Genomic DNA, 22,043 nt, shown 5'->3' on the forward strand with positions numbered 1-22,043 from the left:
TTGTAAACAGAAAAATGCTGGTGAAACGCGCACGGTGGCCTCGCCGACTCTCAGTGAGTGCACCTGCGCTCGTGCACAGCGGGCCGAACGCGGAAAGGTGGCTGGGGCGATGCAGATGGGATTTGACCGACTTGTGCGATTCCGGGTCGGTGACCAGCTGCCACACGGTGTCCCGGTCGCTCGACATGTCGTCGCTCTGGTACTGCTCCTGGCTGATGCCGAGGGACAGTTTGTAGGTTTCGTTCTTGCCGGTGAGCTGGCACATTGCAGGAAGACGCTGCCGGGGCCGAACACAAAACCCGCTTGCTGCATCAGGAACGGGTTCATGACGGCGCAGGCGTCGTAGACCGGGTGTCCGGCATAGGTTTTCGCCTGGCCGGGGCGGTGGTCAAGTTCTGCAGTGCGATCCCGGACTCGGCCTGTTTCGCCTCCGGCGAGGCGGCGGCTGGCTTGACTTCAACTTCTCTTGAAGTTCCATCCTTCGGGAGTCACCACTGATCACGAAGGGATATTCATGACGGTCAACGAGGTCGCGCGGCCTGACTTCGCGCGTACGGACGTCGATGCTGTGCTGGTTGTCGAAACGACCGTCGAGGCGGCGGAGGTGCTTGCTCGGTTCAAGAAAGAGCCGTGGCCTGCTGGGCTGATTTCGTTCAATTCGTTGGCCAGTACCGCTGACGAAGCGTCGTTGGTCTACACCCAATGGACGGACGGAACAGCTGATCCCGGTTTCGTGCGTCGGGTTTCCGGCGGTGACCCGGTGGAATATCGGTTGTACCGCAGCGGAAATCGGGAAAACTCGGCGATTCCGGGATGCGTTGTCGTGGTGAGCGTCGAGTTCGACGGCGCGGACGCGCAGCGGCAGCGGCGTTGGGTGGACACCGTGTTCGGCGCGCTGTCCAGTGAGGACAAACCCGCGCCGGGTGGGATATCCGGGCATTTCCATGTCAGCACTGACGGGACCCGAGTGCTCAACTACGCGGAATGGACCGATGAACAATCGCATCGCGACGCGCTGGCGCGGTCCGGCCGGGGGACGGTCGGAGTGTCGGACGAATGGAGGAAGGTGCAGGAGTTTCCGGGAGTGCGCGGCAGCGGGTTCCGGAGGTATCGGATGGTGCGCAGTCTTTCGCTCGGACTGTCTGTGAACGATCCGGCCTGATCGTCGGTTTCGGCGGACGTTCAGGCTTTTTGCGGAGCGAAGGCAGCGGGGTCGGGAGCCGGAATCGCGCCGAGTTGGATGCGAGCGCCGAGTTCGTCCCGGACACCCCAGTGCTCGGCGAGCAACGGGCCTTCGGTGCGGTAGATGTGCGCGGTGGTCATCCGGTACGGCTTGCCCTCGGTGCCCGCGCCGTGGATCGCGTCGACGCCGGTTCCGGTGGCGGTCGCGCGGATGACGACGCGGTCGTCGGTGTCGAAGATGTCTTCGACGGTGTAGCGGATGTTCAGCACGTGGTGCACGAAGGTGAGGATCTGCCGGTAGCCCGCGGGGCCGGGCGGCAGCGGGAACGGCGATCCGTGGTCGACGAAGTCGTCGGTGACCAGGTCGTCCAGTACGGACAGTTCTCCGGTGCTGATCGCGTCGAAGACGGCAAGGGCGGCGGTGCGTGCGGGGTTGTTCACGGCTACGCTCCTACTCTCCGGACTTGGCTGGAATCCAAATCCAGTGGAATCTGAATCTAACGGATGGGGAGAGTCGTGGCAAGGCAATACAGTGCCCCGCAGCGGGAGGAGAAAGCCCAGGCCACCCGCACGCACATCGTGCGGACGGCGCGCGGCTTGCTGCTGGGCGGCGGAGGCTACCCGGGCATGACGATCACCGGACTCGCCAAAACGGCGGGGGTCAGCCCGCAGACGGTGTACAACTCCGTCGGCGGCAAAGCCGAGGTGATCAAGGCGGTCTACGACGTCATGCTCGCCGGCGACGAGGACCAGCGGCCGATGAGCGAGCGCCCCGAGTTCCGGCAGGTGGCCGACGCGGTCGACGTGCCGTCCTACTCGGATGCCTACGCCGCCTGGACTCGCGCGATCTACGACCGGGTCGGGTCGTTGCTCGGCGTACTGGTCGCACACGGTCCCGGCGGCGATCCGGTGCTGGAGGACTTCGTGGCGACCATCGACTCCGAACGCCGGCGCGGCAACACGATGAGCCTCCGCGGCATCGCCGAACGCGGGCAACTGCTGGCGCACAAATTCGACGAAACGGTCGACGCCGTCTGGACGCTGACCGCGCCCGAGGGGTACGACCGGCTCGTGCGGCGCTGCGGTTGGACCTCCGCGGCCTACGAACAGTGGCTGGCCGGGCAGTTGCGTACGGTGCTGTCCGGCTAACGGCGGTAGCTGGGCGAAGCGAGCGGCAACGGGGTCGAGTTGAGCCGGACCCAAGCGACGGCGAGTTCGGACAGCCGGGCCAATTCTTCGTCGGTGCCGTTGCCGGAGCGGGTGCTCTTGGCGAGCGCTTGTGCTTCTCGCAGTTCGGTGTCGGGCAGCGGGGTTCCTGACGCGAGGTAGCCGGGGAGCGTGTCGGTCATGGCGCGGAAGTCTCGGTCCCAGTTCCCGCTGCCGTTGTCGAGGACCTCGCGAGCGACCTTTCCGGTCAGGCGGATCGCTTCTCCCTGAACGGTTTTCGCCGCGCCCGAGGACGGCACGAGCAGTTCCCACAGCAGTCGGTGCTGCTCCTGCCAGGTGCCGTCGGGCACCGTGATCGGGGAGCTGCCGTCGTGAGTCAGCCGCGGCGGGATCGGCTCGACGTCGAACAAGCGGTACAACTCGCGCAACCCCGCGTCGGTCTCGGCGAGGTAATCGGGGTTGAAACCCTCGCGGTGGAACTCGAAGTCGGTGCCGATCCGGCGTACCTGCTCTCGCGCCTGGTCGGTCACGGCCGCGCCGGCTTTGAGGAGAAGTGCGGCAGTTTCGGCCATTCCGGCGATTCCGATGTTCGAGGTGTTCCGCAGACCGGACATCAGCGGGGTGCGGCCCGGGTTTTCGCCGATCGTGACGTGGACGTTCGCTCCGTGTTCGATCAGCACTCGCACTGTTGCTGGTCGCTGATGGCTGGCCGCGCCGTGCAACGGGGTGCCGTGGAGGGAGTGCGGCCGTTCCAGTTCTGCGCCAAGGGAAAGCAGCAAGGGGATCTGGGCAGCTTCGCCTCTCGCGGCGCGAGTCCACAGTGGAGTTTTGCCGTACTGGTCGGCCGCGTCCACGTCGAGGCCCTGGCTGACCAGCCAGACGACGAGTTCGTCCGGGCAGTCGAGGTATCCGAGCGCCGTTTCTTTGCCGTATCCACCGTGCGCGTCCAGTTCGGTGCGTGCGAAGACTGCCTGGAGTTCGGCGAGAGACGCGGACGTCAACATTTCGTCGAAGTTCTTCGGCAGCGTCTTTCGCTTGCGCATCGCGGGTTTCTCCTTGGCAGAGCAGGGTCAGGAGGGCAGTTCGGATCGCAGACGGTGTTGCAGTTCGATGAGCGTCCGGCGGGCCAGTTCCAATCGTTCCAGGTCAAGACCGTCGGTCGTGCGCAGGGCCAGATCTTCGTACGCCGCTTGCATTCGGTGCAAAGCCGTGCGGCCGGTCGGCGTAACTTCGAGCAGTTTGGCGCGCTGGTGCGCGGGGTTCGGACGGTAGCGAGCCAGGTCTTCGTCGACCAGGAGATCAGCGACGCGCTGGACGCTTTGCCTCGTGTGGCCTAGCTGCGTGGCGATGGCTGCGACCGGGGCGGGTTGCCCTTCGACCGCGGCCAGCACCTGATACCGCGCGACGCTCAACCCCGTGGGGCGGGCGATGCCGTTGCCGACTGCCTCCAGGACGTCGGAGAGCCGGATGACCTCGTCCATCAGGTCGTTGTAGGCGTCACAGGCTTTCTTGACAGCATGCTGTCGTATCGCTACATTGTCGGACATGACAGCATGCTGTCATTCAACGCTGGGTCAGGCAACAGTTCGAGAGGAACATCTGGTGCGAATCGGCGTAGGACTTCCGAATCAAGTGCGCGATGTCGACCCCGTGGTCGTGCCGCGATGGGCGGCGTGGGCGGAGGAGGCGGGCTTTTCCTCGCTGGCGACGATCGGCAGGTATGCGTATCCAGGCGTGAGCGACACGGTTTCGCTGGCGGCCGCGGCCGGGGCGACGACCCGGATCGGGCTGCTCAGCGGCGTATTGCTCGCGCCGACTTGGCCGGCCGCGTTGCTGGCTAAGGAAATCGCGAGCATCGACGGGGTTTCCGGGCATCGGCTGACGTTCGGGGTCGGGGTGGGGCTTCGGGAGGAGGAGTTCACCGTGCCCGGGCTTGGGGCGCGCGGCCGGGGTGCGCGGTTTGATGCTGACCTGGAGATTTACCGCGACGTGTGGGGCGGCAAGCCTCGCGGGGAGAACGCGGCGGTGCCGGCTGGGACTCGGCAGGTGCCGATGTTGTTCGGCGGCTACACCGAGCAGGCGTTGCAGCGGATGGTGCGGTGGGGCACGGGGTATATCGCTGGTTCGGGGTCGGTGGCGGCGACCGCGCCCCGGTTTGAAGCGGCGAAACGCGCCTGGAGCGAGGGCGGTCGGGACGGAGCGCCGCGGCTGGTTTCGTTGGCGTACTTCGTTTTGGGAGACGTCGACGCTGGGGTGGCGAACGTCCGGGACTTTTATCGGTTGGCTCCCAAGGAAGTCGCGGAAAGCGTGGTGCCGTGTGTGTCCGCGGAGATGATTCGGCAGTCTGTTGCGGAGTTCGCCGAGTTGGGTGTGGACGAGCTGATCTTCGTGCCGGTCACTGATGACGTGGACGAAATCGCTCGGCTGGCGGACGTCGTGGGCTGACCATCGTCCAGGAAGATGACTCCGGTATCGGGGACATCACCGATGCTGCGCGGTGCCGGGCCGCTCCAAGCTGGGTTTATGAGACTACGCGTAATAGCGGTCATCGCGGCGGTGCTTGGAGTGATAATCGGGGCAGGGACCGCGCAGGCGGCACCACGATTGGCGTTGCCGTCGCCGGGTGGCTTCGCACCGGTCGGGACTACCACCTTTCACTTCACCGACACCTCCCGCGCGGATCCGTGGGTTCCTTCGCAGCGACGGGAAATGATGGTCACGTTGTGGTACCCGGCGCAGTATCCGGGACGCCGGGCCAAGCAATACCTCACGCCGCGGGAATCAGCGTTGATGGTGAAGGAGCTGGGCGATACGTCAGTGCCTGAGGACGCGCTGACGAAGGTGCGCACACACTCCACTGTGGATGCTCCACCGCAGCACCGGCGAATGCCGTTGGTGGTGCTCTCGCCCGGGTTCACGTTGCCGCGCGCGACGTTGTCGTCGTTGGCTGAGGAGCTGGCCAGCCGTGGGTACGTCGTCGCGGGGATCGGGCATAACTACGAGTCGATCGCGACGACCTTCCCGGACGGGCATACGACGGAATGCGTCGCTTGTCGGAGCCAAGACTGGGAAAAACTCGTCAAAACCCGGGCAGCTGACGTGTCGTTCGTGCTTGATCGGCTCGTCGGCCGGAACCCGGTGTGGAGCGGCGGACGGCTGATCGACGCGCGCCGGATCGCGATGATCGGGCATTCGATCGGCGGAGCCAGCACGGCACCCGCGATGCTGGCCGACCGGAGGATCCGCGCCGGGGCGATGCTGGACGGCAGGTACTACTTCCCGGTGACCGGCCTGGACCGGCCGTTCTTGCAGTTCGGGGAACCGGTGCACGTGCCGGGCGGGAAGGTCGACCCGTCGTGGGATTCGGCGTGGCGCGAGATGACCGGATGGAAGCGGTGGATCACCGTCGACGACGGCGAACACAGCATGTTCACCGATCAACTGCTGCTCTGCCAGCAAGCCGGGGTGAAGGTGCCGGGACTGAAGATCGATCCACTGCGGGCGATCCGGGTCAGCGAGGCGTACTTGACCGCGTTCCTGGACGAGCATCTGCGCGGAGTGCACCAGCGGCTGCTGGACGGACCGTCGCCGCGGTACCCCGAAGTGCGGTTTTGGGACTGAGAGAGCCGGGCTGAGAAGTTCGCGGGAATTTCTTCGCAACCCGCTACGGAGGTGTGCGTCTCTATAGGCAAAGGGAAAGACAAGAGCTGGTCAGGGGAGAATTGAAATGCTCATGAAGACTGTCAAAATGGCCACCGTCGCAGCCGCTCTCGGCGCGGTCGCACTGCTTTCCGCGTGCTCTGGCCAGAATTCGGCAGCCCCGGCGAGCAACCAATCCGCCCCGGTCAACGTCGCGGCGAAGAACCAGGTGCAGCAGCCGGATACGCCGGTGAAAAAGGGTGGCAGCGGCGGTGGCGGGGCCAGCGCGGAGGACGTTAATTGCAGTTCTCTCGGCGGACCGGTCGGGCCGCGCAAGGTTGATTTGATCGCGGACGCGACCAAAGCCGGTACCGTTGGGTGCACCGAAGCGTTCAACGTTATTACCGAATACTTCGACAAAATCGACCAGGCCGTCGGATCGAACTACATGCTGACTGTCCAGGGCTGGAAGTGCCTGACCGACACCGGCGCGGACGGCACGCACGAGATCCGGTGCGGCAAGGGCGGTCTCAAGCTGCACACCACTCCGCCCAAGGACGAGAACACTCCGGACCCGCAGGAGCAGGGCACGGGCTACAACGGCGCTCCGATCGACAACCCGGACGCGCAGGACCATGGGACTGGCTACAACGGGGTTCCGGTTGACCCGCCGTCCGCGCAGGACCAGGGCACGGGTTACCACGGTGTGCCGATCGACAGCCCGGACCAGAACTGAGGATTGGCTTTCCGGCTTGGGGTGCCGGGTGGTCGGGAATAGGGTCAGGTCCTTCGGGGCCTGGCCCTTTTCGTGCAGGGGGCGTCGAGGCGAAGATGGGGCATGGTCGATTTCGTCCAGCCTGCCGACATCCAGCGCAGCTCCCGGGGCAGACTGTCGCGCGCTGTCCGGGCGGAAAACCGGGCGGCGTTTCTCGCGGACGCCGAGGCCTGCGGATTCATTCCGTTCTCGACGGTAGAAGTCCGGTTCGAGCAGGCAGATGCCCGGGTGGCGCAACATCTCGCACTCGACGAAGGCACCGAGGTCACGGTGCGGGATCGGGTCATGCGCGCGGACGGGGAGACGGTTCAGCTGTCGGTGTCCCGCCTCTCGCGCGAGCTGACGCGTGGCACTGCGATCGAGCAAGCCGATAGCGGCCCCGGCGGAACCTACGCGCGGCTTGAGGAGGCTGGTCATTCGCTCGGATCGTTCGTCGAGCACGTCGGCGCGCGGATGCCGACCTCGAACGAGGCAGCACTTCTGCGTCTTTCCGAAGGAACGCCCGTCCTGACGGTAACCCGGATCGCTCTTGGCGAGACCGGTCTCCCGTTGGAGGTCAATGACATGATCCTCGCCGCTGATCGCTACCAGCTGTCTTACGCATGGCCCGCAGACTGAGTCAAAGCACCGAAGACAACCCATCCCTCAACACCCGATAAGCCGCCTCCGCCCGAGCCACCGCCCCCGGGTAAGTCTCATCCGCGCTCCGACCCCCGCGAATCTCCCGGGCGTTGTGAAACCCCAAAATCCGCTGCGCCCCGAAAATCTGCGAAGCCACCAGCCTTGCCGTGAACTCGTCCTCCACCCCGCACGACGACCTCAGCTCCTCGACCAGCTCCTGCTCCTTCTCCAGCAGATAAGTAGCGAGCCGAGCCAGCAGCGACGGCGTCGAGTACAGCAGCGTGTGGCAGGTGATCGCGTCCGGGGAGTCGTTCAGGCCGGTCAGCGGGTCGCGGTTGGCCAGGCGGTCCAGGAAAGACCGTTCCAGCGCGGACAGCGGCGGCACCCCCTCTTCCCGGGCGCGGACGATCTCCGCTGGGCCGTTCTCGTCGACGAACTGGTGGATGACCAGGTCTTCCTTGGTCGGGAAGTACGCGAACAGGGTCGGCTTCGAGACCTCCGCCTCGGCGGCGATGTCCGCTACCGAGACCCCGTCGAAGCCGGATTCCCGGAACAGGCGAAGGGCCGCCGAGGCGATTGTTTCCCTCGTGCGGCGGCGTTTGCGCTCGCGCAGTCCTGACACAGGCGTCAGCCTAGCCGGAACCCGAACCCGGATAAAAACTTGACTCAGTTGTATATTTAACTTAGTCAAGAAACAGGGGGCGGGAGTGGAACCAGAGATCCGGGCGGAGCGCGAGTATCTCCAGGCCTGTCACGCAGAGCTGGACCGCATGCGGGAGGAGATCAAGACCGCGATCGCGACGGGGATGGGCGAGGGCGACGCGGTCGACGACAAGTACTTCAACCACGTCCTCAGGCAGTTTCGCACCGAGATCGCCGAGGAGCTAGCGGATATCGACGACGCTCCGCTCTTCTTCGGCCGCCTCGACTACCCGCCCGGAGAGGTCTACGAGGCCGCGCGCGGATCGCACACCCGGTCGCCGGAGCACGACCTCGTTTACCTGGGGCGCAGGGGGATCCGCGACGACGACGGCGAACCTCTGGTGATCGACTGGCGCGCACCGCTCGCCAGGGCGTTTTACGAGGCCGATCACGATCATCCGATGGGGGTGCGGGTCCGCCGCCGGTACGGCTTCGACCAGGCGGGGGTGCTCAGCGCGTACGAGGACGAACCGCTCGACCGGCCGGGTTCGTCGGCGAATCGGCTGCTCACGGCGGAGATCGAGCGGCCGCGGCAGGGGCCGATGCGCGACATCGTCGCCACGATCCAGCCGGACCAGATGCGGCTCGTCCGGGCACCGGTCGATCGGACGCTGTGCATCCAGGGGGCACCGGGGACCGGCAAGACGGCGGTCGGTCTGCATCGGCTGGCGTATCTGCTCTACACCGAGCGGGTCCGGCTGCAGAAGGCTGGCGGGGTCGCGGTGATCGGGCCGAACCGGTCGTTTCTCGCTTACATCGCGGGTGTGCTTCCCGCGCTGGGCGAGGTGGCGGTTTCCCAGGCCACGATTGACGAACTGACCGGTCCTGACCATCTGGTCGAGCGCGTAGACGAGCCGCGGGCGGCGCGAATCAAGGGCGACGCTCGGATGGCGGAGGTCGTCCGAAGGCATCTGTGGGCGCGGATTCAGCCGGTCGACCGGACGATCGAAGTGAAGTATCAGCACCGGACTTGGCGGTTGTATCCCGAAGACATCGCCGAGGAACTCACCGGAATCCTCAGCCGTGGAGCGGATTACAGCGCTGGTCGCGAACTGCTGGCCCAGCGGCTCGCGCATCGGGTTCTGCGCGAGATGGAGCGGTCCGGCGGCACGAGTGCGACCCTCCATCAGCTTCGCCGCAACGCCGCGATCAACAAGGCGGTTCGCGACATGTGGCCTGCCGTCGAGCCTGCGCGGTTGGTCTACGAGCTGCTTACCGAGAAAACGTGCCTCGCCGAAGCGGCGGACGGAATCCTCACTGCCGAGGAACAGGAAGCCCTGCTCCGGCCGCGGCCGCGCAGTCGTAAGGCGATGACCTGGTCAACGCTCGATCTGGCGTTGCTGGACGAGGTCGCGGCGTTGATCGAGCGGCCGGCGAAGCTCGGGCACGTCGTGGTCGACGAGGCGCAGGATCTCAGCCCGATGCAGCTGCGGGCGATCGCGCGCAGGTTGGCGGGGGCGTGCACGGTTCTCGGCGACGTCGCGCAGGCGACCAGCCCGTCAGCGGTCCGCGATTGGGCGACCGTGCTGAACCATCTGGAAAGGCCAGACGGGCGGATCGAAGAACTCACGCACGGCTATCGCGTTCCGGCGGATGTTCTCGACTTCGCCGCCCGGCTGCTCCCGCACATCGCACCCGATCTGCGCAGTCCCACGTCGTTCCGGTATTCGGCGGATGCCTTGCACCTGACCGAAACGGACGAGACGGTGGCCGCTGCGGTCGAGGCTTGTGCGAAAGCGCTGGCGCAGGAAGGGTCGATCGGGTTGTTGGCCGCGGACGCGGATATCCCTGAGCTGCATCGGGCCCTCAGCGAGCGCGGGTTGGAGCATGTGGTGCTGGGCACCGAGGGGACGGCCCGGATTACGTTGGCGCCGGTGAGTCTGGCGAAGGGCCTGGAGTACGACACGGTCCTGGTGGTCGAACCGGCTCGGATCGTGGCGGCGGAAGAGCGTGGGCTGCAACGGTTGTACGTCGCGCTGACTCGCGCGGTCAGCACATTGCACGTCTTGCACGCGGATCGGCTGCCGGAGCCGTTGCTGGCTCAGACCGCGGCGGTTTGACGGCGCGTCGCGTAGAACTGCCAGCCGAGAAAACCCAGAGCCAGCAGCAAGTAACTGTTGCCGATCAGGTGCTCGACCGGTCCCCACGACAGCTCCAGGTACCCGTTCTTCGGCAGCCACGAATGCGGTCCGATCACGAAAATCGCCGCTACCGCCACCAATCCGGCGACCGCGATCCTGGTGTGCGCGCGGGCGGCGAACAGCACGACCGCCGGCACGATCCACACCCAGTGGTGCGACCAGGAAATCGGCGAACACACCAGGATCGCCGCCGTGTTGAGCAGGAAAGCCATCGGCGGGTCGGCGCGCAGCATCGCGGGCACGGTCAGCGCGAGCGCGGCGAGGGTCAGCACCGCGACGAGGATCAGCGTCGGGGTGTCCGGAAGTCCGAATCGGTGCACCGCACCCTGGATGGTCTGGTTTGTCGCGAAAATCGACCCGCTCATGCCGGACGCGCCGGTCAGGCCGCCGCCGAACCAGTACTTCATCGACGCTTCCGGCGCGATCACGAACCCGGCGACACCAGCGAGCACGAAGGTGACCACCGTCGTCACGGCCGCGCGGAAGTCCTTTTTCAGCAGGAAGAACAGCAGGAAGCCGGCCGGGGTGATCTTCATGGCGGCGGCGAGGCCCAGCAGGACACCGCGGGGCAGCCGGGTGCGGGGGCCGAGGCAGTCGATCACCACGAGCGCCATCAGCAGCAGGTTGATCTGCCCGAACCACAACGTTTCGCGGACCGGTTCGAAGGCCAGCGAGCCGGCTCCGATCAGCAGCGCCGCCAACAGCGCGGTCCGCCGTCCGGCGTGCGGCCGGACCACGACGTAGACCGTTCCGCATAGACACGCCAGGGACACGCCGAGCATCACCATCGCACCCAGCGGCAGCGGCATCGCGGCGAACACCAGGAACACGACGGCCGCGAACGGCGGGTAGATGAACGGCAGGATCAGCCCGGCGCGGGTCGGCGGGAGCGGGCCGTAGACGTCCTCGCCCTGGGCGAGCGCCCGCGCACCGGAGCGGTAGATCTCCAGGTCGAGCGGCCACATCGTGCAGACGAGCCACAGTATCGCCACTGCTGCCGCGACCGCGGCGATGAGCAGCGCGAACACTGTCCGCCGGTGGGTGCCGACGTCGTCTAGCCACCGGCGCAACGCGACAGCGGGGGGCCGGATGGAAGTCACTCCGCGATCATGCCGGGGCGATCACCCGTTCGCGCAGTGGGGGCGGGACCAGGCGACCTCGTCGACCGCGAGCCACGGTGCGTTCGCGGCGGCCGCGGGCGTGACTCCGGCGAAGGCTTTGACCTCGTGGTGCAGGTGCGACTGGTCGACGTATCCGCTCTCCGCCGCCACCGTCGCCGGGCTTTCGCCAGCGGCGAGCCGGTGCACCGCGTGGTCGAACCGGACCAGCTGGGCGGCTCGTTTCGGGCTCAGCCCGAACTGGCCGCGGAACCGGGACCACAGCCGTTTCCGGCTCCATCCGGTTTCGTCGGCCAGCTGCTCGATCCGCACCTGACCGCGGTGCGCGTCCATCCGCTGCCAGGCGAAGGCGACTTCCGGATCGACGGTGCGACCGGCTTCGTATCGTTTCCCCAAACAGGCTTCTACCAGCGCGAACCGCTCGTTCCAGGACTTCAGCGCGCGCAGCTGGCCTGGCAGCTCGGTCGGCCAGACGTCCTCGAGGGACACGACCTCGCCGCTCAGCTCCGTCCCGAGCACCGCGTGCGCGACCGCGGGGGACAGCCGGATCTGCACGCATTCGATGCCTTGTCCGCGCACGCGCATCCCTTGCGGTGCCAGCCCGGCGACAATGCTGCCTCGCGCCACGTCGTTGATGAGCAGCGTTTCGCGGAGATTGAGGAACAGCGTGACCGCCGGGTACGGGACCACCGTCAGGTCGACCAGGTCGACGGTGTCGCCGACGAATCCGGCCATCTGCACACCTGGCAACCGACTCGGCCGTGATGGCACGGCGATGCCCCACACCGCTGCTCCGTCGCGAGCCCACTCGGCTGGTCGCATGCCGTCATCGTACGTAAATCCGGCGGCGCGACATTTCTCCAAGACCGGCGACCACCGCCCCGACCAGGCTGAGCGGACATCGGAAAGGGGATCCGTCATGGTCAATCCGTTCAGTTCCGCAGTGGAAGTCGCCGCCGCTATCCGGGCGAAGGAGGTGAGCCCGGTCGAGGTCGCCGACTGCTGCCTCGACCGCATCGCCGAGCTTGATCCGAAGTTCAACGCCTTCTGCTTCCGTGCCGACGACGAGGTCCGTGCCGCCGCGAGAGCCGCCGCCGACGTCGTGGCGCGGTCCAAGCCGGAGGAACTGCCGCCGTTCCACGGGGTTCCGCTGCCGATCAAGGACCTCGCCAATGTCGCCGGCTGGCCGACCACCTACGGCTCGCTGGCCACTGACCGGGCGCCGCAGTCGAAGTCGGACCCGGTCGTGCGGCGGTTCGCCGACGCGGGCTTCCTCCCGCTCGGCAAGACCACGACGTCGGAGTTCGGCGCGGTGCCGTTCACCGAAAGCGAGGCGCAGGGCATCACTCGCAACCCGTGGGACTCCGACCGCACGCCCGGCGGTTCGTCCAGCGGCGCGGGGGTCGCCGTCATCGCCGGAATGGCTCCGGTCGCGCACGCGGAGGACGGCGGCGGCTCGATCCGCATCCCGGCGTCGTGCACCGGTCTCGTCGGGCTGAAGCCGACCCGCGGCCTGGTCACGAACGCCGTGGTGGAGGTCGAGGGCTTCGCGACCAGCGGCGTCGTCAGCCGGACGCTGGCCGACACCGCCGCCGTACTGGACGTCCTCACGCGACATGACCCCGGCGCGTGGTGGTCGCAGCCGACGCCCACGCGTTCCCTCGCCGACGCACTGTGCACGGAATCGCCGACCGGCCTGCGGATCGGCGTCCTCACCACCTCGCTGATCGACGGCATCGCTGTCGACCCGGCTTGTCTTGCCGCGGTCGACAAAACTCTTCGCGCGCTCGAAGAAGCCGGACATCAGATCGTCGACAAACCGCTTCCGCTGCCGACGTCCGAGGAGCTGATCTCGACGTTCATGAAGGTCTGGAACGTTGCCAGCGCGGGCATCCCGCTGGTCGACCCCGACCGCGTCGAACCGCACAACCGGGCACAGCGCGAGGCGGCGAAGTCGGTCGATTCCTGGACTTACGCGGAGAGCGTGCACAAGACCCAGGTGCTGTCGCGCCGCATTGTCGAGGCTTTCACCGACAGCTTCGACCTGCTGGTCACGCCGACCATGGCGTGCCTCCCGCCGAAGGTCGGCGCGTGGCGAGCGAGCGGGAATCCGGTGGTCGCGGCGTACCCGATGGGCGTCTTCACGTCGCTGTTCAACGTGACCGGCCAGCCGGCGATCTCCCTTCCGCTGCACCACGACGAGGCGAGCGGCCTGCCGGTCGGCGTCCAGCTGGTGGCCGCGCCGTGGCGGGAGGACCTGCTGTTGCAGGTCTCCCGCACGCTGGAGCAGGCACTTCCCTGGACGGACCGGCGGCCGCCGCTCGACCTCGACTAGCCGACGTAGGCGGCCAGGTGCTTCCCGGTGAGCGTCCGCTTCTTCTTCACCAGCTCGGCGGGCGTTCCCTCGAAGACCACCTGGCCGCCGTCGTGCCCGGCGCCGGGGCCGAGGTCGATGATCCAGTCGGCGTGCGCCATCACGGCCTGGTGGTGCTCGATGACGATCACCGACTTGCCCGATTCGACCAGGTGGTCCAGCAGCCCGAGCAGTTGCTCCACGTCGGCGAGGTGCAGGCCGGTGGTGGGCTCGTCGAGGATGTACACGCCGCCGCCTCCGCCCATGTGCGTCGCCAGCTTCAGCCGTTGCCGCTCGCCGCCGGACAGGGTGGTCAGCGGCTGGCCGAGGGTCAGGTAGCCGAGGCCGACCTGCTCCATCCGTTCGAGGATCCGGTGCGCGGCCGGGGTTTTCGCGTCGCCCTCGGCGAAGAAGGCGGTGGCCTGGGCGACCGACATCGCGAGCACCTCGCTGATGTCCCGTCCGCCGAAGTGGTACTCCAGCACCGAGGCGTCGAACCGCTTGCCCTCGCAGACCTCGCAGGTGGTGGCCACCCCGGCCATCATCCCGAGGTCGGTGTAGATGACGCCGTTGCCGTTGCAGTTCGGGCACGCGCCCTCGGAGTTGGCGCTGAACAGCGCGGGCTTCACGTTGTTGGCCTTGGCGAAGGCCTTGCGGATCGGTTCGAGCAGCCCGGTGTAGGTCGCCGGGTTGCTCCGCCGCGAACCGCGGATCGGGGCCTGGTCGACCGAAACCACGTCATCGGATTCCCGGATGGACCCATGGATCAGCGAGCTTTTGCCCGACCCGGCCACGCCGGTGATCACGCACAGGACGCCGAGCGGGATGTCGACGTCCACGTCCTGGAGGTTGTGCGTGTTCGCGCCGCGGATCTCCAGCACGCCCGTGCGCTCCCGCACCGACGGCTTGAGCGAGGCACGGTCGTCCAAATGCTTGCCGGTCAACGTCTTGCTCGCGCGCAGACCGTCCACAGTGCCCTCGAAACACACCGTGCCGCCGTTCGTGCCCGCGCCCGGCCCGAGGTCGACCACGTGGTCGGCGATCGCGATCGCCTCCGGTTTGTGCTCCACGACGAGGACGGTGTTTCCCTTGTCCCGCAACCGGAGCAGCAGGTCGTTCATCCGCTGGATGTCGTGCGGGTGCAGGCCGATGGTGGGTTCGTCGAAAACGTAGGTGACGTCGGTGAGCGACGAGCCGAGATGCCGGACCATCTTCACCCGCTGCGCTTCGCCGCCGGACAGCGTGCCCGCCGGCCGGTCGAGCGACAGATAGCCGAGGCCGATCTCCACGAACGATTCGAGCGTTTCGTGCAACGACTTCAGCAGCGGCGCGACCGACGGGTCCGACAGCTTCCCGACCCAGTCGGCGAGGTCGCTGATCTGCATCGCGCACACGTCGGCGATGCTCATCCCGTCGATCTTGGACGACCGCGCCAGCTCGCTCAGCCGCGTCCCGTCGCACTCCGGGCACGTCGCGAAGGTGACCGCCCGGTCCACGAACGCGCGGATGTGCGGCTGCATCGCCTCGACGTCCTTGGACAGATACGACTTCTGGATCCTCGGCACCAGACCCTCGTAGGTCATGTTGATGCCTTCGATCTTCATCCGCGTCGGTTCCTTGTACAGGAAGTCCTGCAGCTCGCGCTTCGTGTACTTGCGGATCGGCTTCGCGGGATCGACCAGGCCGGAACCGCTGTAGAGCCGGTAGTTCCAGCCGCCCGGGGTGTAGCCGGGGATGGTCAGCGCGCCCTCGTCGAGCGATTTCGTGTCGTCGTACAGCTGGGAAAGGTCGATGTCGTTGATCGAACCGCGGCCCTCGCAACGCGGGCACATGCCGCCGGTGACGCTGAAACTGCGCCGTTCCTTGATCTCCTTGCCGGCGCGCTTCACGGTGACCGCGCCCGCCCCGCTGATCGAGGCGACGTTGAACGAGAACGCCTGCGACGACCCGATGTGCGGCGTGCCGAGGCGGCTGAACAGGATCCGCAGCATCGCGTTGGCGTCGGTGGCGGTGCCGACCGTCGAACGCGGATCGGCCCCCATCCGCTGCTGGTCGACGATGATCGCGGTGGTCAGCCCGTCGAGGACGTCGACCTCGGGACGGGCCAGCGTCGGCATGAAGCCCTGCACGAAACTGCTGTAGGTCTCGTTGATCAGCCGCTGCGATTCCGCCGCGATCGTGCTGAACACCAGCGAGCTTTTGCCCGAGCCGGACACCCCGGTGAACACCGTCAACCGGCGCTTCGGGAGTTCGACGCTGACGTCCTTGAGGTTGTTTACGCGGGCGCCCTGCACGCGGATCAGGTCATGGCTGTCGGCGGCGTGCTCCGGCGAGGGCGTGGTCTTCCCCTTGGCCTTGGTCATCGTCTCTCCCAGTTTCTTTCCCCAGAGGTCCGGCTCGGACTTCTTCAGTTCGCTTGCTGGATGCGGATCAGGTTTCCGGCCGGGTCGCGGAAGGAGCAGTCGCGGACGCCGTAGGGCTGGTCGGTCGGCTCCTGCACGACCTCGGCGTCGCTGGCCTGCAACCGGTTGAAGGTCGCGTCGACGTCCTTGGTGGCGAGGTTCAGCGCGGCGTAGGTGCCCTTGGCCATCATTTCGGTGATCATCCGGCGTTCGTCGTCGGTGAGGCCGGGGAACGCGGCGACCGGCTGCAGCACGACCGACGTGTCCGGCTGTCCGGGCGGGCCGACGGTAATCCAGGCCATGTCCCCGTATTTGACGTTGTTGCGCACCTCGAAGCCGAGGACGTCGCGGTAGAAGGTCAGCGTCGCTTCCGGATCGGTGTGCGGGAGGAAGCTCGCGTGAATGGTCATCTCCATGGCGATCACACTAGGTGCGCGCCGAGCGGGGTGCTTCTCGATTCCTGATCGGTCGCGTGACCTGTTTCGCGACGCACGGCGCCATGCCCTCGGTCGCTCCGGTCTCCTCTTGCCGGTAAACGCTTGGCGGCTTCCCGACCAGCTCGGTAAAGCGGGTACTGAACGTCCCCAGCGACGAGAACCCGACCTCGAAACACACCTCGGTGACGCTCAGATCGCCGCGGCGCAGCAACGCCATCGCACGCTCGATGCGACGGGTCATCAGATACGAATACGGCGACTCTCCGTAAGCGGCGCGGAACTGCCGGCTGAGGTGCCCGGCCGAGACGTTGACGCTTCGCGCGAGCGCCTCGACATCCAGGGGACGGGCGTACTCGCGGTCGATCCGGTCGCGCACCCGGCGCAACCGTGCGAGATCGGCCAATCGCTGCGCGTCGTCCGGTTTGCTGGTCACTTCCGAATCGTGCCACGGCGATCGCTTCAGCCCCAGTAATCCGCCCGTTCGGGCTGGTGGCCGATTCGTTCAAGACCCTCGCGCGACACCCGTGCGACGGTGTCCGGGTGACTGTGAAATTGGAGGCCGTCGCCCCGTTCCTCGCCGGGCACGGCCGATTGCTGGACCAGCGGCGGTTCGAGCTGCTGCAGGGAAACGGGCGAGCCGAGGAGGTGCTCGCGGCGGTCGCGGCCTACCGGAATCCGGACGGCGGTTACGGCTGGGGACTGGAACCGGACCTGCGCGCGCCGGAGAGCCAGCCGGGCGGTGCGCTGCACGCGTTCGAGGTGTTCGCCGACGTCGCGCCGGTGACCACGCCGCACGCCGCGCAGCTGTGCGACTGGCTGGACTCGGTGTCGTTCCCGGACGGCGGGCTGCCGTTCGCGTTCCCGGTCGCCGACCCGACCGCGTGCGCTCCTTTTTGGACCGGGGCCGATCCGGCGGTGTTCTCGTTGCAGAGCACGGCGTTCACCGCGTCGGCGGCGTGGCGGGTCGCCGAACACGACCCGGCGGTCGCGGCGCATCCGTGGCTCGCGCGGGCGACCGAGACCTGCCTGCGCGCGATCCGCGACCTCGAGGAGATGCCGCACGTCATCGAGCTGAGCTTCGCGATCCACCTGCTCGACGCCGCGTACGACCGGTACCCGGAAGCCGGCGAACTGCTGACTGGCTTGGCGAGATTCCTGCCGGACAACGGGATCGTCCCGGTCCAAGGCGGTTCCGAGGGCGAGGTGCTGCGTCCGCTGGACTTCAGCCCGGTGCCCGGCCCGTCCCGGCGGCTGTTCACCCCGGAGGCGATCGAAGCGGACCTGACCCGGCTGGAAGAGGGCCAGCAGCCCGACGGCGGCTGGACGGTCGACTTCGCCAGCTTCTCCCCGGCGGCCGCGCTGGAATGGCGCGGCTACGCCACCGTCGGTGCGATCTCCAAGCTGCGCGCCAACTCCCGGCTCAGCTAAGCGCACCCCAATGTGGCATTGGGTGCGTGGGACGCACCGAACGCCACATTGGGTGCGTGAGATGCACCCAATGTGGCATTGGGGCGGCACGGGTCAGGGCCAGAGGCGTTCGCGAACCCAGCCCGCGGGTTCGCGGCGGTAGCGGACCCGGAGGTGCCGCCGGTCGTGCGAGGCCTGCCAGAACTCCACCGTTTCCGGCTGGATCAGGTAGCGCGTCCACGTTTCCGGTGCCGCGTCCGGGTTTTCCGTCACCCAGTCCGCGGCTGACGCGGCGGCTTCGACCAACTTGGCCGGATCCGTCAGCACCTCCGACTGATGCCCGACGTACGCCTCGGCGCGCGACGCGGGCGGCCGGTCGAGAAAATCGGCGGCGGACACCTCGGGCGCGGCCGGAACCACCAAACCGCGCACCCGCACCTGCCGTCCGCGGCCGGGCCAGAAGAACGTCAGCGCCGCGCGCGGGTTCGCCGCCAGCTGCTGGCCCTTTGGGCTTTCCGAGCTGGTCGCGACTGCCCAGCCGTCCTCGTCGACGTTCTTGAGGATCACGACGCGAGCGTCCGGCGCGCCCTCGGCGTCCACTGTGGACAGAGTGACGGCGTGCGGGGCCAGCACGTGCTCGCCGGCTTCGGTCAGCCAGGCGAGGAACAGCTCCTCGGGCGTCTCCGGGGTCTGGTCCGGGTCGAATTCCGGAAGCTGTTCGGGGAACGACTGCCAGCCGCGCAACGAAACCATGTCACCGACCGTACGGCGGCTGCCCCGGCGGCGGGTAGTGCGGCGGCTGCGGCCCGGCCGGACCCGCGGCGGGCGGAGGGCCGGTCTGCGGCATCGGCCCGGACGGAATCTGGCCGGGGAACCCGCCGGGACCCTGCTGCGGGGGTTGCCGGTAAGCCGCCTGCTGCTGCGCCTGCCACTGCACCTGCTGGAAAGCCTCGCCCGGCTGCGGGAAACAGAACGTCAGCTTCGCGTTGATCGCGCCGTGCATCGCCGCGCCCCAGAGCTTCCCGCCGGTGAAGGCGTAGGTCATGCCCGCGTGCGGATCCACCGCGACCATCCGGGTTTCGCCGCCGAACTGGTTGCTCGTCTTCGCGCTCGCCAACTGCGCGGCGTCCGGGTGCACGCGTCCGACCAGCCCGCAGATCACCACCGACGCCGCGGTCCAGCCGATCGTGCCCTGCACGTTGGCGCGGGCGTGCTGGGTGGCCATGCCGGTGAACTGCTGCAGGGTCGCCGCGTCGACCTCGGGGTACGCCCCGGCGACGACGCAGTAGTTCATCGTGGAAAGCATGATCGACTCGGTGAACAGGCCGACCGCGGCGGTCACCGGTCCGATCTGGACGGTGTTGAGCCTGCCGCCGCTGCGCACCACGCGTTCGGCGACCACCTGCAAGTACTGCTCGGGCGTGAGCACGTCCGCGACCTCCCCGGGCTGAGCGGAATCCGCTGTCATCGTCGCACGCGCCGCCCTTCGCGCGGACTTCACCGGGCATGGTTGACTGTGCCCGCCATGCGCCGACTTCTCGTTCTCGCCCCAGCCCTGGTCCTGCTCGCCGGCTGCAATCCGTCGAGCCCGGCGAAGGAGACCCCGTCTTCGGCGCCGGCGAGTTCCGCCTCGGCCTCGGCGGGGCTGCCGCCCGATCCGCAGCCCGCGCGCACCGCGGAATGCCCGTACCTGTCGAACGAGACGGTGCAGGACGCGAACGGACAGCACGTCACCAAGGTGCGGGTGTCCGACGACGAGCCGCATCCGACGTGCTTCTTCTACCGCCCGGACGGCAGCGTCCAGCTGAGCGTGCGGGTGTACGTGGGCAAGAGCGACGTCGCGACCGCGCTGGTCAACAAGGCCGCGCCGGTCGACACCTCGAACCCGGCTTCGGATCCGGCGGGGTGGAAGGGCGGCTACCAGCCGTCCGGCGACGGGGTGGTCTACGCCGTCGCGAAGGGCGAGGCCGCGGTCATCGTGACGAGCAATCAGAAGCAGAGCATCAAAGCACGCACAGTGGCGAAAAAGGCTATCGCTGCCCTGAAGCTCTGAGTAACGGGCTCCGCACGGGTGAGTGAAGTTGATCTTGTATTACTCTAAGCAGCACGCGCAGTCCCCCCAACACTCGCGCGGCGGGTGCCCGTCCGGCACCGAAAACTTGGTTACCCCCTTTGACGACAAGGACAGATTCGTGGCTGACACCCTCAAGGAAATCCTGCTCGACTCGAGCCGTCGCCCCAACGTGGTCACTGACCTCGGAGAGCTCGTGGACGCCGAGGTCTCCGACAAGGGCGGGGTCTCGGGCGCGGTCGTGAAGACCGGCTTCGCCGCCGTCAAGAAGATCAAGCCGGGCATCATCCCGTCCGCCGTCGACAGCCTGCTGGACGACTTCGCCGTCGCCCTCGAGCCGTTCTACGGCGACTACCGCGCCAAGGGCGGCAACGACTTCGGCGCCTACCTGAGCAGCCGCTCGGACGAGGCTTCGGACGCGCTGCTCGGGGTCACCGACAGCCGCGCCGAGCGCAGCAGCCGCGACAGCATCAAGAAGGTCTACTCGAAGCTGCGCCCGAACGGCAAGAAGAACGTCGAGGAGGCGCTGCCGCGTCTGGGCAAGCTGATCGACAAGCACGCCGCCGCGGTCTGAACCGGCTGAGCGACAACACGAAAAAGGGCCCCGGGACGCACTTCCCGGGGCCCTTTTCGCGTGTTCAGTTCTTCTTCTCCGCAGCCGACGTGCTCGGCGCCTTGCCGTTCGTCTTCGGCTCGCCCGGCTTGGCGTCCTTCGCGTCCTTGGCATCCTTCGCCTCGGGAGCCGGCTTGGCGGGCGGTGCCGGGGGAGCCGGCGGGGTGGCCTTCGGCGGGGCCGGGGCGACCGGCGGCTCCTGCTGACGCGACTTCAGCGCGACGGCGGTGCCGACCGCGACCGCGCCGAGACCCAGGATCCACGGCCAGCGGCGACGCTTGCGAGTGCCCTTGGCGGCGCTCTTCGCCTCCTCCAGCGCGGCCCGGAACTCCTTCTTCGCCGCCTTGAAGTCCTTCTTGCCGCGACGCTTCGACTCGCCAGCCGACGCGGCGGCCTTGATCGCGGCCTTCTTGGCCTTGCGGCCCGGCTTCTTCATCTCGGCGATGCGGGCGAGCGCTTCCTTGCGCGCCGCGGCGGAGCTCTTCTTCAGCTCCTTGCGGGTCAGCTCCGTCTTCTTCGCCAGCTTGCGCCGGGCCCGGCGGCTCCGCTTGCCCAGCTCCTCCGCGCCGGCCTCGGCGGCCTTCGCGCCCGCCTTGCCCGCCTCGACGACCAGCTTCCGCAGGTCCGCCGAGCCGGATTTGGCCGACTCACCGACCGATTCCACGGCCCGGGTCATGGTCTTCACCTCATCAATCGTTGTGAAACAGATCTGTTGCTTGACATCTATCCTGCCCTTTTTCCGCCCGCACCGCTGCGGCTTCCCGCTGCGGGCGTCTCGGAAACCTCGAGAAAGTGTCTTCTTCCTGGGCCAACGTCCGGCGCGACAGGCGCGGACGGCCCCCTGAACCCCCCATTTGTGCGAAGGGGTGGCACGATGGCGGCGTGACTGAAAGCGCCCGCAAGGCCACCCTGCACACCAACCAGGGTGACATCCACGTGAACCTGCTGCCCGACCACGCGCCCAAGACCGTGGCGAACTTCGTGGGGCTGGCCACCGGCTCCAAGGAGTACACCCAGCCGAACGCGAAGGGCGGCAACTCCGGTCCGTTCTACGACGGCTCGATCTTCCACCGGGTCATCGACGGCTTCATGATCCAGGGCGGTGACCCGACGGGCACCGGCCGCGGCGGCCCCGGCTACAAGTTCGGCGACGAGTTCCACCCGGAGCTGCAGTTCTCCAAGCCGTACCTGCTGGCCATGGCGAACGCCGGGCCGGGCACCAACGGCTCGCAGTTCTTCATCACCGTCGCGCCGACCTCGCACCTGAACTTCCGGCACACGATCTTCGGCGAGGTGGCGGACCAGGAGTCCCGCAATGTCGTCGACGCCATCGCGACCACCGCGACCGGACCGGCGGACCGCCCGCTGTCCGACATGGTCATCGAGAAAATCACCGTCGAAGACTGACGCGCCGC

At 67.6% G+C, this 22,043-nt stretch carries 24 protein-coding genes; 12 read left to right on the forward strand and 12 right to left on the reverse strand.

Going from position 1 to position 22,043, the window contains the following annotated elements:
- Positions 1-514 precede the first annotated feature (514 nt).
- Positions 515-1,162 carry a hypothetical protein gene (locus ACWGIC_RS09670; RefSeq protein ID WP_452075475.1) on the forward strand — a complete coding sequence of 216 codons (648 nt, stop codon included), beginning with the start codon at positions 515-517 and terminating at the stop codon, positions 1,160-1,162.
- Positions 1,163-1,182: 20 nt separating this feature from the next.
- Here the strand turns inward: ACWGIC_RS09670 and ACWGIC_RS09675 are convergent, their stop codons facing one another.
- On the reverse strand, positions 1,183-1,623 hold the full coding sequence (locus tag ACWGIC_RS09675) for an ester cyclase (RefSeq protein ID WP_452075476.1): 441 nt from the start codon (positions 1,621-1,623) through the stop codon (positions 1,183-1,185).
- Between the two features lie 75 nt (positions 1,624-1,698).
- Between ACWGIC_RS09675 and ACWGIC_RS09680 the strand changes: the two genes are divergently transcribed.
- Complete coding sequence (locus tag ACWGIC_RS09680) at positions 1,699-2,331, forward strand: TetR/AcrR family transcriptional regulator (protein WP_452075477.1); 633 nt, start codon at positions 1,699-1,701, stop codon at positions 2,329-2,331.
- Here the strand turns inward: ACWGIC_RS09680 and ACWGIC_RS09685 are convergent.
- On the reverse strand, positions 2,328-3,392 hold the full coding sequence (locus tag ACWGIC_RS09685) for an ankyrin repeat domain-containing protein (protein WP_452075478.1): 1,065 nt from the start codon (positions 3,390-3,392) through the stop codon (positions 2,328-2,330). The two genes, ACWGIC_RS09680 and ACWGIC_RS09685, sit on opposite strands and share 4 nt — an antisense overlap.
- Positions 3,393-3,419: 27 nt before the next feature.
- Complete coding sequence (locus tag ACWGIC_RS09690; RefSeq protein ID WP_452075479.1) at positions 3,420-3,896, reverse strand: MarR family winged helix-turn-helix transcriptional regulator; 477 nt, start codon at positions 3,894-3,896, stop codon at positions 3,420-3,422.
- A gap of 55 nt (positions 3,897-3,951) precedes the next feature.
- Between ACWGIC_RS09690 and ACWGIC_RS09695 the strand changes: the two genes are divergently transcribed.
- The 4 genes from ACWGIC_RS09695 to ACWGIC_RS09710 all read left to right on the forward strand — a co-directional run bounded on the left by ACWGIC_RS09695 (position 3,952) and on the right by ACWGIC_RS09710 (position 7,381).
- Positions 3,952-4,794 (forward strand): LLM class flavin-dependent oxidoreductase, encoded by an 843-nt coding sequence (locus ACWGIC_RS09695; protein ID WP_452075480.1) that lies wholly within the window; start codon positions 3,952-3,954, stop codon positions 4,792-4,794.
- A gap of 264 nt (positions 4,795-5,058) precedes the next feature.
- A complete protein-coding gene (locus ACWGIC_RS09700; protein WP_452075481.1) occupies positions 5,059-5,970 on the forward strand; it encodes an alpha/beta hydrolase family protein in 912 nt (303 codons plus the stop codon).
- 127 nt (positions 5,971-6,097) lie between these two features.
- Positions 6,098-6,724, forward strand: coding sequence for a hypothetical protein (locus tag ACWGIC_RS09705; protein ID WP_452075482.1), 627 nt, complete (start codon positions 6,098-6,100; stop codon positions 6,722-6,724).
- A 72-nt stretch (positions 6,725-6,796) separates the two neighbouring features.
- The gene (locus ACWGIC_RS09710; protein WP_452075483.1) at positions 6,797-7,381 is read left to right on the forward strand and encodes a GntR family transcriptional regulator; all 585 of its coding nucleotides are present in this window, start codon (positions 6,797-6,799) and stop codon (positions 7,379-7,381) included.
- 1 nt (position 7,382) lies between these two features.
- On the opposite strand, the gene ACWGIC_RS09715 is transcribed toward ACWGIC_RS09710, so the two are convergent.
- Positions 7,383-8,006 (reverse strand): TetR/AcrR family transcriptional regulator, encoded by a 624-nt coding sequence (locus tag ACWGIC_RS09715; protein WP_452075484.1) that lies wholly within the window; start codon positions 8,004-8,006, stop codon positions 7,383-7,385.
- 85 nt (positions 8,007-8,091) lie between these two features.
- On the opposite strand from ACWGIC_RS09715, the gene ACWGIC_RS09720 reads away from it, so the two are divergent.
- Positions 8,092-10,146, forward strand: coding sequence for a HelD family protein (locus ACWGIC_RS09720; RefSeq protein WP_452075485.1), 2,055 nt, complete (start codon positions 8,092-8,094; stop codon positions 10,144-10,146).
- Here the strand turns inward: ACWGIC_RS09720 and ACWGIC_RS09725 are convergent.
- Together ACWGIC_RS09725 and ACWGIC_RS09730 are read right to left on the reverse strand one after the other, a co-directional pair.
- A complete protein-coding gene (locus ACWGIC_RS09725; RefSeq protein WP_452075486.1) occupies positions 10,128-11,327 on the reverse strand; it encodes a glycosyltransferase 87 family protein in 1,200 nt (399 codons plus the stop codon). The genes ACWGIC_RS09720 and ACWGIC_RS09725 overlap by 19 nt on opposite strands.
- A 21-nt stretch (positions 11,328-11,348) precedes the next feature.
- The gene (locus tag ACWGIC_RS09730) at positions 11,349-12,080 is read right to left on the reverse strand and encodes a helix-turn-helix domain-containing protein (protein ID WP_452075487.1); all 732 of its coding nucleotides are present in this window, start codon (positions 12,078-12,080) and stop codon (positions 11,349-11,351) included.
- 184 nt (positions 12,081-12,264) lie between these two features.
- Here ACWGIC_RS09730 and ACWGIC_RS09735 point away from each other — a divergent pair, with 184 nt between their 5' ends.
- Positions 12,265-13,680, forward strand: a complete 1,416-nt coding sequence (locus ACWGIC_RS09735) for an amidase (protein WP_452075488.1) — start codon at positions 12,265-12,267, stop codon at positions 13,678-13,680.
- Here ACWGIC_RS09735 and ACWGIC_RS09740 read toward each other — a convergent pair.
- The 3 genes from ACWGIC_RS09740 to ACWGIC_RS09750 are packed head-to-tail and all read right to left on the reverse strand — an operon-like array spanning position 13,677 to position 16,970.
- Positions 13,677-16,061, reverse strand: a complete 2,385-nt coding sequence (locus ACWGIC_RS09740) for an ATP-binding cassette domain-containing protein (protein WP_452075489.1) — start codon at positions 16,059-16,061, stop codon at positions 13,677-13,679. The genes ACWGIC_RS09735 and ACWGIC_RS09740 overlap by 4 nt on opposite strands.
- Before the next feature lie 44 nt (positions 16,062-16,105).
- On the reverse strand, positions 16,106-16,516 hold the full coding sequence (locus ACWGIC_RS09745) for a VOC family protein (RefSeq protein ID WP_452075490.1): 411 nt from the start codon (positions 16,514-16,516) through the stop codon (positions 16,106-16,108).
- Between the two features lie 10 nt (positions 16,517-16,526).
- Positions 16,527-16,970: a helix-turn-helix transcriptional regulator gene (locus tag ACWGIC_RS09750; RefSeq protein ID WP_009085513.1), complete on the reverse strand. Its 444-nt coding sequence runs from the start codon at positions 16,968-16,970 to the stop codon at positions 16,527-16,529.
- 107 nt (positions 16,971-17,077) lie between these two features.
- Between ACWGIC_RS09750 and ACWGIC_RS09755 the strand changes: the two genes are divergently transcribed.
- Entirely contained in the window at positions 17,078-17,965 is an 888-nt protein-coding gene (locus tag ACWGIC_RS09755) for a hypothetical protein (RefSeq protein ID WP_452075491.1), read from the forward strand.
- A gap of 93 nt (positions 17,966-18,058) precedes the next feature.
- Here ACWGIC_RS09755 and ACWGIC_RS09760 read toward each other — a convergent pair whose 3' ends face one another.
- Both ACWGIC_RS09760 and ACWGIC_RS09765 read right to left on the reverse strand, forming a co-directional pair.
- Positions 18,059-18,697, reverse strand: coding sequence for a pyridoxine/pyridoxamine 5'-phosphate oxidase (locus ACWGIC_RS09760; protein WP_452075492.1), 639 nt, complete (start codon positions 18,695-18,697; stop codon positions 18,059-18,061).
- Position 18,698: 1 nt separating this feature from the next.
- Positions 18,699-19,373: a hypothetical protein gene (locus ACWGIC_RS09765; RefSeq protein ID WP_452075595.1), complete on the reverse strand. Its 675-nt coding sequence runs from the start codon at positions 19,371-19,373 to the stop codon at positions 18,699-18,701.
- A 96-nt stretch (positions 19,374-19,469) separates the two neighbouring features.
- On the opposite strand from ACWGIC_RS09765, the gene ACWGIC_RS09770 reads away from it, so the two are divergent.
- Positions 19,470-19,997, forward strand: coding sequence for a DUF2020 domain-containing protein (locus ACWGIC_RS09770; protein WP_452075493.1), 528 nt, complete (start codon positions 19,470-19,472; stop codon positions 19,995-19,997).
- 139 nt (positions 19,998-20,136) lie between these two features.
- Positions 20,137-20,589 (forward strand): DUF6918 family protein, encoded by a 453-nt coding sequence (locus ACWGIC_RS09775; RefSeq protein ID WP_452075494.1) that lies wholly within the window; start codon positions 20,137-20,139, stop codon positions 20,587-20,589.
- A 64-nt stretch (positions 20,590-20,653) separates the two neighbouring features.
- Here the strand turns inward: ACWGIC_RS09775 and ACWGIC_RS09780 are convergent, their stop codons facing one another.
- Positions 20,654-21,304 carry a hypothetical protein gene (locus ACWGIC_RS09780; RefSeq protein WP_452075495.1) on the reverse strand — a complete coding sequence of 217 codons (651 nt, stop codon included), beginning with the start codon at positions 21,302-21,304 and terminating at the stop codon, positions 20,654-20,656.
- A 206-nt stretch (positions 21,305-21,510) separates the two neighbouring features.
- Here ACWGIC_RS09780 and ACWGIC_RS09785 point away from each other — a divergent pair, with 206 nt between their 5' ends.
- Positions 21,511-22,035, forward strand: a complete 525-nt coding sequence (locus ACWGIC_RS09785; protein WP_452075496.1) for a peptidylprolyl isomerase — start codon at positions 21,511-21,513, stop codon at positions 22,033-22,035.
- Positions 22,036-22,043 lie beyond the last annotated feature (8 nt).

The organism is Amycolatopsis sp. NPDC054798, from assembly GCF_053611505.1.

Bases quoted from the DNA above. Each gene is read 5' to 3' on its own strand.
- ACWGIC_RS09745 (WP_452075490.1), bottom strand. From the start codon at position 16,516: ATGGAGATGACCATTCACGCGAGCTTCCTCCCGCACACCGATCCGGAA.
- ACWGIC_RS09700 (WP_452075481.1), top strand. From the start codon at position 5,059: ATGATGGTCACGTTGTGGTACCCGGCGCAGTATCCGGGACGCCGGGCC.
- ACWGIC_RS09770 (WP_452075493.1), top strand. From the start codon at position 19,470: ATGCGCCGACTTCTCGTTCTCGCCCCAGCCCTGGTCCTGCTCGCCGGC.
- ACWGIC_RS09730 (WP_452075487.1), bottom strand. From the start codon at position 12,080: ATGGCCGGATTCGTCGGCGACACCGTCGACCTGGTCGACCTGACGGTG.
- ACWGIC_RS09705 (WP_452075482.1), top strand. From the start codon at position 6,098: ATGGCCACCGTCGCAGCCGCTCTCGGCGCGGTCGCACTGCTTTCCGCG.
- ACWGIC_RS09670 (WP_452075475.1), top strand. From the start codon at position 515: ATGACGGTCAACGAGGTCGCGCGGCCTGACTTCGCGCGTACGGACGTC.
- ACWGIC_RS09735 (WP_452075488.1), top strand. From the start codon at position 12,265: ATGGTCAATCCGTTCAGTTCCGCAGTGGAAGTCGCCGCCGCTATCCGG.
- ACWGIC_RS09740 (WP_452075489.1), bottom strand. From the start codon at position 16,061: ATGACCAAGGCCAAGGGGAAGACCACGCCCTCGCCGGAGCACGCCGCC.
- ACWGIC_RS09780 (WP_452075495.1), bottom strand. From the start codon at position 21,304: ATGACCCGGGCCGTGGAATCGGTCGGTGAGTCGGCCAAATCCGGCTCG.
- ACWGIC_RS09760 (WP_452075492.1), bottom strand. From the start codon at position 18,697: ATGGTTTCGTTGCGCGGCTGGCAGTCGTTCCCCGAACAGCTTCCGGAA.
- ACWGIC_RS09685 (WP_452075478.1), bottom strand. From the start codon at position 3,392: ATGCGCAAGCGAAAGACGCTGCCGAAGAACTTCGACGAAATGTTGACG.
- ACWGIC_RS09690 (WP_452075479.1), bottom strand. From the start codon at position 3,896: ATGTCCGACAATGTAGCGATACGACAGCATGCTGTCAAGAAAGCCTGT.